This window comes from Klebsiella sp. I138, from assembly GCF_051131765.1.
Lineage (GTDB): Bacteria > Pseudomonadota > Gammaproteobacteria > Enterobacterales > Enterobacteriaceae > Klebsiella.
The window spans coordinates 2,155,278-2,168,889 of the sequence record NZ_CP180447.1; the positions used below are offsets into that span (position 1 = coordinate 2,155,278).

At 45.2% G+C, this 13,612-nt stretch carries 12 protein-coding genes; 3 read left to right on the plus strand and 9 right to left on the minus strand.

All coding sequences use genetic code 11. The annotated features are described in order from the left end of the window. Positions 1-13 precede the first annotated feature (13 nt). The 8 genes from ACMYSK_RS10115 to ACMYSK_RS10150 all read right to left on the minus strand — a co-directional run bounded on the left by ACMYSK_RS10115 (position 14) and on the right by ACMYSK_RS10150 (position 9,267). Positions 14-1,426 carry a PLP-dependent aminotransferase family protein gene (locus tag ACMYSK_RS10115; protein WP_434642548.1) on the minus strand — a complete coding sequence of 471 codons (1,413 nt, stop codon included), beginning with the start codon at positions 1,424-1,426 and terminating at the stop codon, positions 14-16. A 369-nt stretch (positions 1,427-1,795) separates the two neighbouring features. Continuing rightward, positions 1,796-2,653, minus strand: coding sequence for a fimbrial protein (locus ACMYSK_RS10120; RefSeq protein ID WP_434642551.1), 858 nt, complete (start codon positions 2,651-2,653; stop codon positions 1,796-1,798). Positions 2,654-2,930: 277 nt separating this feature from the next. Then, positions 2,931-5,420 (minus strand): fimbria/pilus outer membrane usher protein, encoded by a 2,490-nt coding sequence (locus ACMYSK_RS10125; RefSeq protein WP_434642554.1) that lies wholly within the window; start codon positions 5,418-5,420, stop codon positions 2,931-2,933. Between the two features lie 61 nt (positions 5,421-5,481). Further along, a complete protein-coding gene (locus tag ACMYSK_RS10130) occupies positions 5,482-6,249 on the minus strand; it encodes a fimbrial biogenesis chaperone (protein ID WP_434642556.1) in 768 nt (255 codons plus the stop codon). Further along, a complete protein-coding gene (locus ACMYSK_RS10135) occupies positions 6,250-6,804 on the minus strand; it encodes a fimbrial protein (RefSeq protein WP_434642559.1) in 555 nt (184 codons plus the stop codon). It lies immediately after the preceding gene. 227 nt (positions 6,805-7,031) lie between these two features. Beyond that, positions 7,032-7,613 carry a LuxR C-terminal-related transcriptional regulator gene (locus ACMYSK_RS10140; RefSeq protein WP_434642561.1) on the minus strand — a complete coding sequence of 194 codons (582 nt, stop codon included), beginning with the start codon at positions 7,611-7,613 and terminating at the stop codon, positions 7,032-7,034. 318 nt (positions 7,614-7,931) lie between these two features. Then, positions 7,932-8,432: a FidL-like protein gene (locus tag ACMYSK_RS10145; RefSeq protein ID WP_434642564.1), complete on the minus strand. Its 501-nt coding sequence runs from the start codon at positions 8,430-8,432 to the stop codon at positions 7,932-7,934. 1 nt (position 8,433) lies between these two features. Next, positions 8,434-9,267 carry a winged helix-turn-helix domain-containing protein gene (locus tag ACMYSK_RS10150; RefSeq protein WP_434642567.1) on the minus strand — a complete coding sequence of 278 codons (834 nt, stop codon included), beginning with the start codon at positions 9,265-9,267 and terminating at the stop codon, positions 8,434-8,436. Between the two features lie 972 nt (positions 9,268-10,239). On the opposite strand from ACMYSK_RS10150, the gene ACMYSK_RS10155 reads away from it, so the two are divergent. The 3 genes from ACMYSK_RS10155 to ACMYSK_RS10165 all read left to right on the plus strand — a co-directional run bounded on the left by ACMYSK_RS10155 (position 10,240) and on the right by ACMYSK_RS10165 (position 12,415). Further along, positions 10,240-11,067, plus strand: coding sequence for a winged helix-turn-helix domain-containing protein (locus tag ACMYSK_RS10155; RefSeq protein WP_434642570.1), 828 nt, complete (start codon positions 10,240-10,242; stop codon positions 11,065-11,067). A 5-nt stretch (positions 11,068-11,072) separates the two neighbouring features. Further along, entirely contained in the window at positions 11,073-11,555 is a 483-nt protein-coding gene (locus ACMYSK_RS10160) for a hypothetical protein (RefSeq protein ID WP_434642573.1), read from the plus strand. A 260-nt stretch (positions 11,556-11,815) separates the two neighbouring features. Further along, a complete protein-coding gene (locus tag ACMYSK_RS10165) occupies positions 11,816-12,415 on the plus strand; it encodes a hypothetical protein (protein ID WP_434642576.1) in 600 nt (199 codons plus the stop codon). Positions 12,416-12,880: 465 nt separating this feature from the next. On the opposite strand, the gene ACMYSK_RS10170 is transcribed toward ACMYSK_RS10165, so the two are convergent. Beyond that, a complete protein-coding gene (locus ACMYSK_RS10170; RefSeq protein ID WP_434642578.1) occupies positions 12,881-13,597 on the minus strand; it encodes a DUF554 domain-containing protein in 717 nt (238 codons plus the stop codon). Positions 13,598-13,612: the final 15 nt, after the last annotated feature.

Sequence of the window (13,612 nt, forward strand, 5' to 3'; positions counted from 1 at the left end):
CTCGTATTACCGTTTACCTGTCAGACACACTGGCGCTATGGCTATATTCTTCAAGCACTTTCTTCAACAAATGGACCGCCTTTTTCAGCGTATCACGGTTAAAAAGCAGGTATCCCATCACTAACCCACTGCGTTTTTCATGACAGAAAAATTGTGATAGTGCTCTGAGAGAAAGCCCCTGCTCTTTTGCGAGTGACTCGACCTTAACATCATCTATTTCCAGAGAAAATGTAAATACCACCAGACTTCCGGCCGGATCTCCGTAGGTTTTGCCGTAGGGAAAGAGTGTCTTATTCAAGAGTGCGATTAAAAAATGTCTTTTTTCGGCATAACTATTTCTGGCTTTCAACAGATAACGATAAAAATCACCTGAGCGAATAAATTCAGACAGCACAAGCTGCGGTAAATAAGATGCTTTTTGCGTGTAGTTTAGCTTACTTACCCGAGGCAAGAGCGCGACAGGGACAACAATGAATGCAATGCGAAATTCAGAGCTGATGAGTTTAGAGAAACTGCCAAGATAAATCGTTCGGTGGTGCGTATCGAGTGCCGCCAGGGCCGGTGCTTTCTTGTTATTAAAATAGAAATCACCATCATAATCATCTTCAATAATCCAGGTCTGATTATTATAAGCCCATTGCACAAATTCGCGTTTTCTCTGGGTCGGCATCGTCATTCCGAGCGGAAACTGGTTCCCTGGAGTGATTATTGCCACGCGACTACTTGCGGGTATGGTATCGCACCGTGCTCCCGACTCATCGACCGGCATCACGTGAATAAAGCGGCGTTGAGAATCGGTGTAACTCCGTAATAATGGATAACAGGGGTCTTCAAGACTGAGCATTTGACCCGGCACCGTCAGAGCATTAATACAGATTTCTAGCGACTCCATGGAGCCGGTAGTAATAATAATTTGACCCGCGCTGCAGCTGATACCTTTGCTTTCGTAGAGGTATTCGCAGAGTATCTCCCGGAGGTCACGATTCCCGAACTCATCGTACTGGCTCGTATTTACCAGCGAAAGCGAAGCCGTTCTGGCAATTTTTGACATAATTTTCGCCCATCTGGACACCGGAAAAAGCGAATTATCTATCGGTTCAGCACTGAACGGCGCGTATCTGGAATGGTTAATCGCAACGGTAGCTTCTTCCTTTCTTGCTTCAGGCAGATGCGCTGCCGGGTGAGTATTGATCGTATAGCCTGCCCCTTTGCGGCTGATGATGTACCCTTCAGCAATTAACGCAGTATACGCATTAAGGACACTGGTTCGGGAGATGGACATGTCAACGGCAAGGCGGCGGCTTGAAGGAAGGGTATCTCCGGGCAAAAAATGACCGGCAATAATGTTCTCTCTAATAAAATCAAATAGCTGTTTATATATCGCAGTCTCTTTTCCAGGCACCAGCGCAAATGTCTCTATTTTCATCGCAGTTTAAAAACCCATCATTAGATACATAAGTGCCCTCGTCCTCGACGATATAATCTTTTTGCAGACAGCCCATTATTGAGAATCATAAATATTATTAACTCTGCCATTGTAGTTCACTAAATTCGAGGTAGCAAGGACGGCTGGCATAGTTCCAGATAACCGATTCTGTATAACCGATACCAATAATTACGACACATATAGCAGCAAACTGGCATTATGTTATACCCACCGAGAATCGACGTCACTTTTTAGGTGCGTACCAGCAATCTTTAGTAGCAAACAATCAACATTAGCGCAGAAATTATTCTTACATGATAAAACCACGCTGGTTTATTGACATATTTTATTGCAAAAAAATGGCTTCCTCTATTTATATTCGAGATGATAGATAATACTGCTGTCAGCCTGACCCGCAGTCACACTGCTTTCCGTTTGAATGTAGCGGGCAAAAATCGGGATTGTCAGTGACGCAGAACCATCAAACGGAAAGTTTCCCCTCAGCTCTTCATTCAGCTTAATCGCCGATGCGTCGCTTTGCGCCGCAGATAGCTGGATCCCCACACCTGCCGCCGTCGCTGAACCTGAATTATCGAGACTGATAATGCCCCGTTGTTCATCTATCACTCCGTTGACCGGCTGGAGCGACAGTGTCCAGATATTTGCGCTGGCATCAGCCACACCATAATAGCTCAAACCTGCTGTTTTACCGCGGCTACCAAAAAATGTGGGGCAATTGACCAGGCGGATACTGGCATCTTTCCATTCCGTCGCTGACCCGATATGGGAGAAGGTTCCACCTATCATATGTTCCCCTAGTTCAACGGTATTATTGGGGGATTCTATCTGACAGGTCGGTACCGTTATCGTTACCTGACCATTAAAGCGATAGCGGAAAAATTCATGCATATCGCCGGACTGTCCGCCGGAGAATACGGCCGTGGGTAAACTTGCGCCTGTCATGATCCCCGGCTGAACATCCCCGGTTTTAATCAGCGCAAATTCTTTTACAACCGGGTTGTTCTTCAGGTACATATCGGAATAGGCACCACCCGGATCGTGGGTATAAGGATAGCCCTTGGTATAATTGCCGGAACTGATCGTGCCGCTGGCCAGATAAACAACGCCAATACCCGGAACATTAGTGTCAAACATACGCCCGCCGTAAGGGCTGGCCACAGCTGACTCAGGATACATAATATCCCCGTAATCAAAATACCAGTACATTCTGGCCACCGCAGAGCAGATAATGCCTGCGCTTCCGGCCTCTGTCGAACTGAGCGCCCGAAGTCGATAGATCTCCGTCCCCACAGGCATATCTGGCGGAACCGATATTGTCACGTTGCCGAGGGTCGTTTCTTTCGTGGTGATGCCTCCCTGTGCAACATAACACCCGGTAGCCATGGCCCATCCCGGCAGTAGTCCGAACAGCGCGAGAAGAACAAATCTGATCATGTTCATTATTTTTCCTTAACTGGAGAGTTCCTGGCCTGGCTTACACGTCTTATCGACAGCTTCCGGCAATTGTCGGCATGCGACTGTCTTTTCCAGGATCGCGATACTGCACCTGACAACGCTCATTCGCTTCACTACCCCATCGAACGGTCAACTTACCGGAGGTGGACGCCAGTCGAACAAAGGCCTGCTTCCCTTGCCCCACCACGCCGACAATATTGTTTTGTTCATCAATAACATCAGCCCCGAACGGTATATTTTGATTGTCTTTCAACTGGATCATCACCGGACGCCCTTGCGTGGTATTGAAACGCAGCTTTACAACTGCACCGTTGAACGGGGTCACTTTCTGGCTTGTATCATCCAGTTCGATATCGTCCGGCAGGCCTTTAGGATCAATACTGATTTCATTCATCTGGTAGGCATTCAGATAGGGAACGATGGCATATCCTGAACTATCGATGCGTATGCCTGGATAGCCGCTGACGGCAGCGCCGTTCGCTCCTTTGGCTTCCACCAGAGCCTGCGTATCGCCACTGTACGGCGTCAGGGTTACGCCCTCACTGTGTAAAACGGCGGCCCCGCTCATCCCTGCGGAAACGTTGTGGTAGCGCTTGCCACTTCCCGCCGATGCCTGCAGAGTTGCATTTTCAGTCCGCAGCGACGCGGTAGTGGAAACACCGGGTGCCCCACCCTTGTTTGAATTCGATCCGGACAGACTGTAGCTGAGTGAATTATCTTCGAGGGACGATCCGCTGAGATTCACCTGCTCCCGCACAATCCCTTTTGGCTCATGGCTCATATTGACTGACATCTGATTGAAAATGCCCGAATTTCCCAACGGAATACTGAAATTGAGCATATAGCGATCTTCATAGTCGTTATCGCCATTGCGGGAACGACTGGCGCTGAGGCTGTAACTTAAACGCCCTAGTCTGTTGTTATAACCAACCTGATACTGCCTGTCGCGATCGGAGGCGTTCCAGTAATTTTGCTGGTAGGCATTGATATAAAAGCTGCCCCAGCCCTCGGGTAAAATTTGAGTTGCGGTAATCCCCAGGCGACTTTTCGGGCGCTGAATAAGATAGCGATGGTCATTATGGCTTTGTTGCTCACGGATCTGCATCGCCGTCATGTAATCGAGATAGCTATCGGTAGAAAAGCGATACGCCGCAAGGCTGACATGGCTGTTGGTCTGCTGAATATGCTGGCTATACTTAAGCTGATAGCTTTGCCCGTTCATCGATTTTTGCCCTTCTACAGGCTTCTCCAGCGATGCTTTGGCATGCGTGGCATCCAAAGAAAATGCGCCCACGGAAGTCCCCAGCGCGGTACCGATAAGCCCGGCCTGGTAATCTTTATTTCCCTGAAGACCGGCATAACCGGTCAGATAGTTGTTTACCCCGGTCTGCCAGGTCACTTCGCCCAGCATCGGTTCATTACCTACCCAGCCTTTCCGCAGCTTCCCGAGCGTCGCGCTATAGTGGTGCGTACCAGGACGAAGTAAATTGCTGGTCGGTGCAAACGGAATCGTCTGCCGCTGGCTCGAACCGTCAGCTTCGAGAATAATCATCTCCAGCTCACCGCCGTAGCCCGTGGGATAGAGGTCATTAATCTCAAAATCTCCCGGGGGAACGGTTGTTTCATACAGCAGCCTGTCCTGTTGCATAACCTGAACTCTCGCATTCGTACGAGCATAGCCGCGTAACAGCGGAGCATAACCTCGCTGGGAATTTGGCAGCATCTGTTCTTCATTCGCTAATTGCAGGCCTCGGAATGCCAGCGTTCCGAATAACTCACCGGTCGTGCTGGTATCCCCAAGCGTCATCCGACCGCGGATCGCGGGGATATCACGCTGGAGGTAAGTATCCAACGTCTGATAACCGCTTCCGGTATCTCCGCTCCAGTTCCAGCTACCGTTATGGCGAAGGAACCATCCTGCGAGATTCAGGCCCCCAGATATGCCTGTATAAGCGCTTTCCGTATTATTTCCCTGATTCTCAGAGCGGTAATAATTTGCGTTGTAGCTTAATATGCCCGCGGTAATACCCCGGTCCCAAAACTCAGGGTCGACAAAACCACGAGGATTGCGCAGAAGGTACATACCCGGAATATCAATAGCCAGTTGCTCTCCGGCTTCAAATGTCAGCGTGGCCTGGGGAATAACCTGCTGCAAGGATAAACAGCTATCCGCCGCCTTATTCTTCAGTTGCTCTCGCACATCAGGGGGCAGTTTTTCTGGATCAAGCTCGAGCTGCTTTAGGCTATGAATGCCCAGACAAATATCGCCCTGTAGATCGGCGGAGCTCTCTGCTTTTATTATGACGTCGTGCGGACCGCGGGACTGGCCATTCACCAAAACATTGACCCGATAAATCCCTGGCGCTGCAAGATTACGCTCATAGCGGGTAATATCGATTTTTTTCTGGCTTCCTGGACTCATAAAAGACGTATTGAACTCCACCTCCTCTGCGCATGCCTGGCCAGAAAGTAAGGCAATGGCGGCAGCTAATGGTCTGAATACCAGTCTGTCAGGCATGAATACACTCCATTTCACCAGTTATTATCAGCCTCCTGAGAGCGCCGTAATATTTCCTAATTTATTTTCCTGCCGGTGTGACGACTTTCAGTGCACCGTAATCATTAATGACAACGGGATAGAATTTTGCAGTGGCTTTGGTCAGCATGAAGGTGCGCACATCCCCGGGTTTAATCATTCCACCGTCGCCCAGCGGTACTTTCCCTTTTTCATCTTCAGTAAATAACGCCACGTTGATGTGGAAAGGTGTCGGATTGCGTGCGACGACACGGTTACCGTCACGGGACCAGGACACTTGCTGAGGCGCATTCAGAGCATTTCCAGACAATCCTGTCGGACGGAAAAACAGCTTTAAACGTGAGCGAAAAGCCATATTGAGCAGATTTTTGCCATCAGGATTCTTCGCTTTAGGCGGCACCTCAAGCACATTAAGGTAGAACACGGACTCTTTATCCGTCGGCAGTGCATCCCCGGTATAACGAATACGTAATACCTGACCGCGTCCCGAATTCACGCGATTGACCGGCGGGGTAATAAAAAAAGGCGCTTTCGCGGTCTCCGGCGTGGAGTTACGATCGCCATCATCAATCCATGACTGAACAAGTACTGGCACGTTGCCGTTATTGTTCATTTTTACGGAGACTTCTTTCTCGTCTGCTGGATAAATAACCCGGGTCCCGGTTATCACGACCGTGCTATTAGCTGACATTGATGTGCACGCCGAGCATAAAAGCAATACGCTGAAAAATAATGTCCTTTTCATAATAACCATCCATTTACAAACGGCGGCACTGAAGCCGCCGTTATTTAAAACAACATCATGACTCAATTATTCGTAATCAATACTGAAGTTAACCTGGCTGGTCACATCACCCGCCGTTGCGGTACCCAGTGAGTAATATTGAACAGCATAAGGCAGAACAACAGAGGCGGTGCTGGCATCGATACGGCTGGTATTGGTTCTCTGATTCTGATTACCAATATTGATTGCCTGATCGCTTGTTGCGTCAAGTAACTGCAGCTGCACGTTTTCGGCACCCGTTGCCGAGGTGTCGGTGTTAATCAGGTTAAACGTGGTTGTGTTAACCGTTGCACCATTTTCAAAGAATGCTGCTGCCGTTGATGTACTGGTCATCCCTTCACAGTTCGTCAGTCCAATATTGAACTGTGTTTTACCTGCAGTTTGCCCTGCAGTAGCTAATGTTGATGCCGCCAGCGTCGGCAGTACAACCACGCCAGGGGATGCCTGATCGTTAATAGTGATATCACAGGTATTTGCCACCAGTTTACCGCGGAAGTTAATCGTGCCATCGGCTGCCAAAGCAGACGAAGACATTAACGCTGCGGCAACTGCAACAGAAGCCAGAGTATTTTTCATTTTCATATAACAAACTCCTTGTATTGAATATGTTTGCCCACGATTAAATCGACAGACAAACGATTACCGCCGCTTGCATAGCTTTAGGTAGTTATGGGTGACACGATCTGTATTACACTGAACAACTCATTACTTACTAAAAATAAATTACATATCCGGGCATGCGCAGATAATTACTTAAAATTATCACAGCGATGATTCAATCATAGAAAAGAGTCTGACGGCGGTCTGGCCTAAAAGCTTTTTTCAAAAGAATCACTATATAAAAGCTGTTTAACACCGCTATACACCAGCATGGCTTTCGCCTTCATTTTATTTAACCCCATGCGCTGAGTAGCTTTTTTCTTATGATTGTAAACCGTTTTTTCGGCAATATTCAGTAAGCTGGCAACGTGTGAAACACTCACGCCAGTTGCCAGATTATCCATTACCGCACGTTCATTAGGCGTCAGGTCATCCGTAATCCGCCGTAAAGCATTTTTCTTTATCGCACGTTTAACTGCACTTAAAATCAGTCCAGACGGTGTCCGGCGTGAGACGATGCCATTATAACCGGCAAAGCATTCATAGCCTTTAGCATTATTGATAAAGAGACATATCCTAATATCTCTTCTGGACAATATATGCAGTACTTTATTAACAATATCCATCATGTCAACAGCCAGCAGTAACGTATCCCCATCAGAAAGCCTGTTCATACTTTCCTCAATCGAATCAGAAACAGCAGGCAGGATCGTAAGATGTTCTCCTGCATTTCTAAAGACACTCCTTACACCAAGGGAGAAGAAGTCATCATCTGAAAGTATGTACATCATCTGCTACCTCCTTGTTCAAGGCTGTTGATAGCCCTCCAGGGCTTAAGTGTTCAGGCTGGTCCTTTAACAAGATTTTCCTGAATCGTTGAGATGAAGTATGCCGACACAACGAACAAAACGGAACAATATGCTTACCTTAAAGCTATATTTATTTTATTATTCCAATATTAATAAAAAATTAACGCATTTTAAGCTCAAAAAACTAATCAATGAGTAAAATTAAGAGATCCATTCCAGATCAGAAAAATACGATTAATCTCTGTCATTGCCAGCAATGACAGACTCGTAGATAGTGAAAGAAATGGAGGGAGGAAACGCTTATTGGGAGATGCAGATCAGTAATGGAGAGTTTACCGAGCCGATGAGACTGGTTTTGCTGTTTACTCGTCTGACAATTAATCTAAGTTTTTGTGAGCCCTGACTGAATACTGCCATAAACTGATGAAACTCTTCATCCCCTGAAGCATCAGCAGGAGACTTAACCATACGATAGTTATCAAGGATATAATTATCACCAGCGGCGGTAGATGAACGTTGATAATCAAAAAAAATAAAGCGATGCAGCGGCCGTTTCTCTGAGGTCGAAGCGGAATAGGAATCACCATCCACGCGCATGTACCCTTTCTCATCGGCTTCAAAGGTAATATAAACCTTCCCATGCAAAAACGGAGGGGAAAAGTTGTCAGTGTAAGCGGTCAGATCGCCAGAACACCTGAAAACATCATTGCGCTGATGGTATACACAGAGAATTAAGGCGGCACAACAAATCATAAGGATGATCACTGAAAATATTAAAAACAAAATGCTTTTACGGGCCATCTTATCTCCAGTTATAAAAGAAATAGTTGTTGCAGTACCCATGGGGGTTATCACCGCGGGAGGTACACTGAGTCAGCAATGTGTTGCCTAAGCCCGAGGATTTAATCCTGGAATCATAATGAAAAAAGAACTGATTATGTTCATCGCATGGCAACCGGAGATTCGTTCTGACACGGGAGAAATCATCGGCAAGCGCCGGTTTCCATTTTTCTTTGACGTCTTCTAAGGCGTAGACATGACATTCTGAAACCGGCAACTGACTGATTTCTGGCATACCTGGTGAGCGAAAAGTATGCAGAATGTAGAGAAGTATGAGAACAGAGGAGAAGAGGCAAAAAAGTCCTGGAACAATATAGAAGAAGAATAGCCTTAGCCCCTGATGACTGCAGATCGCATGGCGCTGAGAGGTTAATGCTTCCGTCTCGGAAGACGGAGCCGGGTCTGCTGTATCAGCAAATCGTTGTTCACCGGCCCCTTCATGACTAGTGGTATCGTCTTCTTCATCAAAAACTTGAATCACTCGAAGGGCTGGATTGAGTTGCACACCCATACGCGGCATAGAAAGAATGATGTCATCAAGGCCATACTGACGGAATGCCCGGCGTAATATACTAAGATACTGGTTCAGATTATTATAACTGCCCGTTAACCCCTGACTGCCCCAGACCGTTTCAATCAGATAATCACGGGGGACAACCCCCCGGTCATCGAGGAGCACAGCGAGCAGCGATGAGGCCGTTTTCGTTAAGGTGGTGACGTCATCCGGTTGGTCAGATGAACGTAATGTTCCATCCTGGGGGTTATAGGATACAGAGTCCTGGATTATATATTTCATAATATTTACAACATAATCCTGACCATTCTGGCCGGTTTGTTTTCACCTCTAAAAGAACATAGAGGATGGGTTTCTGATATAGATAAGAGTTAAAGTCCTTTCAACTCCAGGAAGATTACGGATACCTTTCCAGAATGAGGCTATAATGATGGCGTCAAAAAACATCCACTGTCGGGCATATTCTTAATGAGCAAATTGCAAATAAAAAGCTAAAAACGTACGCCATGTTATTATCAAACAATAAACGGATACTCTAGCCTCCGCTTCCTGTTAATTAAAAACGCATTCAGCTGGCAAAGCCGTTTTTCATCAATGATGATAAGTGCCACGGTGATCAACCTGCCAGCCCCAATCAAACAGGCAAATTTCTGCGGGCCAGTGTCGTCCAGCAAGGTGACAATATGAGCGCTTTATAAATAGAGAATGAATTTCAATCATACACGGCACCGTCATTCAAAGGTTGGAATATGGCGAAGCATGCTTGACTACATACATTCACTTCGCAAATAATATACTGCTTTTGGCTCGGCATACACAGCAAATGGCCAAAAAAGTTGTGCGCAGGGTCAATTTAGGATTTTCTATCACTCTCTGACTCCGGTTATGATTACCCTTCCTGGTGCTCCGAACATATTCCCAACTGCATCGCACTGAATACGTACGACTGAACATCGTCTGGCGATCATAATCTCGTTTCCTGATTATGATTAATCATAAATTTTTGAATCCCTGTCTATTAGATATGTTATTTTATTATTAATACATTAAGCGCAGTGAATCCTTGAAAAACATATAGATAGATCCCCCACCTGAATGCGTTAACATTTTATTAATCTCTCTAGGATTATTCTCTATTAATTAAGATAATTCCCACACATGATCGAATGTGTTGCTATGGCATCAATGCTAGTATCTTTTACATAAAATAACACATAAGCACTCCGTTGATGTTCAAATCGTAAGAAGTGATATATGGCTAAGACTTATAGTATTGAAAATAAAGTGGTATATAATCCATCTTTGCATACCCTGCACTCCATAGAAAATAACGAATACATTACATTAGCGGTATCTTCGAGTTTATGCTTTTATGTACTACTCCAGAACAAAGGAAAGATCATCACTCAGGCGGAGTTGTTACAAAGTGTCTGGGGAGAAAGAGGTATGAATGTCACTTCTAGCACACTATACCAAAACATATCTTTACTCAGAAAAGCCTTAAACAGATTGAATGTTTCAGACCTGGTGATACAGACTATTCCAAAGCGGGGGTTCATGGTCGCTAATGAGATTAGCGTACTTGAGCACAATGATGAGGAAGAAAGAAAATTCAATTTAGAAGCACCCGGAGCAGTAACGCTACCAAAGGATATGAAATTCAATACTGACTCAGAAGACATGGTTTCTTCTTCTGAATACAAAAAGTATAAACCTATATTTTTCAGATGGTTTTCACAATCTTACAGGAAAATTTCGGCAATAGATCTGATTGCGATTTTCGTTCTCGTTACATTGTGCTGCGTGCAGTTTTTTTCTCGCTCACTGCACAACGCAACCATTTTCTCAAAATATAATGAGTTGGCTGACATGAATGGCTGCACTGTATTATGGGATGGCGATTTAAGTGATGACAGCTACTTTTCCCGGTTTATCAAGGAAAAAAACATCACCTGTTCCGCTGGGCAAACCCTGTATTTGACAAACTATTTCCCTTCCAGCAGGACGTCTTTAATTTCCTGCCGAAACTCGATAGATTCAGAAAAAAGACCTTATTGTACTTCAGCTTACTATCTTAAATAAAAATCATGCGTATATTTAAAAAAGTCAGAGTAACCATCTACACACTTTTATTTTTCGCAATACTGTGCTATAGCGGAATGCAGAGAGATGATGAACCTGTTGACTGCACATCTGCGTTTTCTGTTATCAGTGGTGAAAAAACGCTTTCGCTATCGGTGACCTTCTCTGCTTATAATGGGAATGGGCTGATCACCTTTACCGGTGGGTTAGATGGAATCGGTGACGACCTCAGCATAAGGAAATATTTTTCCTATGAAAAAAAACGAAACCAGATCTACGTTTTCAAAAATAGTGATTCAGAAATAAGACTGCCTTCACTTCCGAATAATGAATCGTTTGGGACTTTCTTACCAGACTTTTTTACTAATCCGAACAAAGGGAGCGAGTTTATCGTGAAGATCGTGCCGATTAAGAAAGGGGTATGGTTATTCATGTCAACGAATACGCCTTACTTTATCTGTGAAAACAGAACACCAGAGAAAGGGTAACCGCGGTCGGCAGAATCATGCCGGCCTGGTTGTCGTTAATGCCAGGGCATGCATTCTGCGGACGGTTCCCATGCTGATTTGGACAGGGTTTACCGACTGGTCATTAAAAATATACCGGAATTGGTCATTTCAATGGATTAATCTTCACGGTTAGAATCATACCCGCCACGTTGAGTACCATTAGCAAAAAAAGCAACTTTTAACGAATACTTGACATCTTCTTGCTGTAACTAACAATCAGATAAAATAATTAACCAAAAATGACTATTCATATCGTCTCAGATAATGCCCTGCTCCTTCTTGGCGTTCGCGAAAAAATACGCGAAGAAACCGTGCTGTCGAAATCACTCGCCCTTAAAACTCACTCCCCCCACTTTTCAGAAGAAGACATACTTTCTGATGATGTAGTGCTAATTTGTATTTATAGTAAAATTATTAGAATGAATACGCTGGAGAGAATAACAAAACTGACTTGTAACATTGCCATCATGGTGCAATCTAACTTTCAACACAAAATGACATCATCTTACCCAATTCGGGTTCCACGTAAGATCTCTTTTCATGAAATCGTGATGCTTGGGAAACGAATGAAACGGCAGCCGCCGCCTGTCAGAGTATGCAACCATACTTATCAAATTTTTCGCGAACTTTATCAGGGCGAATCAGTTCATAGTGTCGTCGCGAAAAAACAGCTTAATCTGACGACAATTTATAATTTAAAAAAACGGGTATTCAAAAGGTTTGGGCTAAAGAATATCAATGATAAAGGCGTCATTCATTGCATGGAATACCTTGAAATAAATCGCCTGGCACGAGAGTCTTTAGGACAAATGCCAGGATATGAGCTACGTCGCGCATAACTATTTTTATTACAATTCACTGCAACACTGCGCGTATCAATCCGGTATTCTGCTACGTAGCGACGATACCCGAGACCAGATTAGATAAAGAGGGAGATAGACCAGCACACCACACAGCAGCCAGATATTTTCCGTTTCAAGCAGCAAAGCCACATGGACAATAAACATGAGCAGTATGAGTAGCAACGTCGTCATATAGGATCTATTGTGCTTTTTCGAATAGAATGCATATGAGTACAGCATGATTATATTCCAGGATAAATAATGTGTGCTTATAATACTACAAGTGTATGTATGAAAAATCTGAAAATACAGCTTAGGTGTATTTTCTCGACGGCCGGTGAGTCATTTTCCGTCCTGAATATCGCAGGGAGATCGCCGCAAATCGAGCAGAACGCTCTGTCCCGAAAACATTATTGATCTCCGGGTTCTCAAAAACGGCAGGCGACTTACCTGCCGAGAGATTTACCCAACAAATGTGGCCCAGACCCAGGACAGCGGCATCACTAAGATAAGTGCCGGTAACATATTTGCCACCGGGAACACTTTAATACCCGCAATGCGAAAACCGGTCGCCAGCATCAACAAACCACCGACAGCGGAGAAGTCTGCCATCATGGACGCTGTGGTCATGGGCAGGATCATACCGGCCAACATCGCGAGCACCAATTGAATGACCAATTGTGGAATCACGATAGTGGCAACAGCAAAACCCAACAGAGAGGCAAAGATCGTTGAGGTAAAAAGGTCCAGTACGGTTTTGATATACAGGATTGACGGATCGCCCGTCATCCCTTCATGCATCGCGCCGAAAATACCGGTTCCACTTGCGCAAAACAGAACGACGATCGCGACAAATTTCTCAGTGAAACTATCCTTCGACAATGAATCTGGTGTCGGGAAAAACTTATCTATCATTCCGCGAGTCGACCCGGCAGCCCGTCCAAAACCTTTTTCCAGAAATATTAATTCGCCAATGACTGTGCCCAGAACTAAGGCTATCACTACCGCAGGCATATTTTTTACCTGAGGGATAAGCATTACCCCCAACCCCATTGAGCAAAGACCAAATATCAAAGAAAGCGAGGCTTTTACCCGTTCTGGCAAATATTTACCGCTGGTTGCACCAATAACACCACCAGCAACAATAGCAGCACCGTTTACATAAGGACCGATTAACATAGTATTTCCATAAAA

Bases quoted from the DNA above. Each gene is read 5' to 3' on its own strand.
- ACMYSK_RS10140 (WP_434642561.1), bottom strand. From the start codon at position 7,613: ATGATGTACATACTTTCAGATGATGACTTCTTCTCCCTTGGTGTAAGG.
- ACMYSK_RS10160 (WP_434642573.1), top strand. From the start codon at position 11,073: ATGCGTATATTTAAAAAAGTCAGAGTAACCATCTACACACTTTTATTT.
- ACMYSK_RS10135 (WP_434642559.1), bottom strand. From the start codon at position 6,804: ATGAAAATGAAAAATACTCTGGCTTCTGTTGCAGTTGCCGCAGCGTTA.
- ACMYSK_RS10120 (WP_434642551.1), bottom strand. From the start codon at position 2,653: ATGTACTGGTATTTTGATTACGGGGATATTATGTATCCTGAGTCAGCT.
- ACMYSK_RS10155 (WP_434642570.1), top strand. From the start codon at position 10,240: ATGGCTAAGACTTATAGTATTGAAAATAAAGTGGTATATAATCCATCT.
- ACMYSK_RS10145 (WP_434642564.1), bottom strand. From the start codon at position 8,432: ATGGCCCGTAAAAGCATTTTGTTTTTAATATTTTCAGTGATCATCCTT.
- ACMYSK_RS10165 (WP_434642576.1), top strand. From the start codon at position 11,816: ATGACTATTCATATCGTCTCAGATAATGCCCTGCTCCTTCTTGGCGTT.
- ACMYSK_RS10125 (WP_434642554.1), bottom strand. From the start codon at position 5,420: ATGCCTGACAGACTGGTATTCAGACCATTAGCTGCCGCCATTGCCTTA.
- ACMYSK_RS10170 (WP_434642578.1), bottom strand. From the start codon at position 13,597: ATGTTAATCGGTCCTTATGTAAACGGTGCTGCTATTGTTGCTGGTGGT.
- ACMYSK_RS10115 (WP_434642548.1), bottom strand. From the start codon at position 1,426: ATGAAAATAGAGACATTTGCGCTGGTGCCTGGAAAAGAGACTGCGATA.
- ACMYSK_RS10150 (WP_434642567.1), bottom strand. From the start codon at position 9,267: ATGAAATATATAATCCAGGACTCTGTATCCTATAACCCCCAGGATGGA.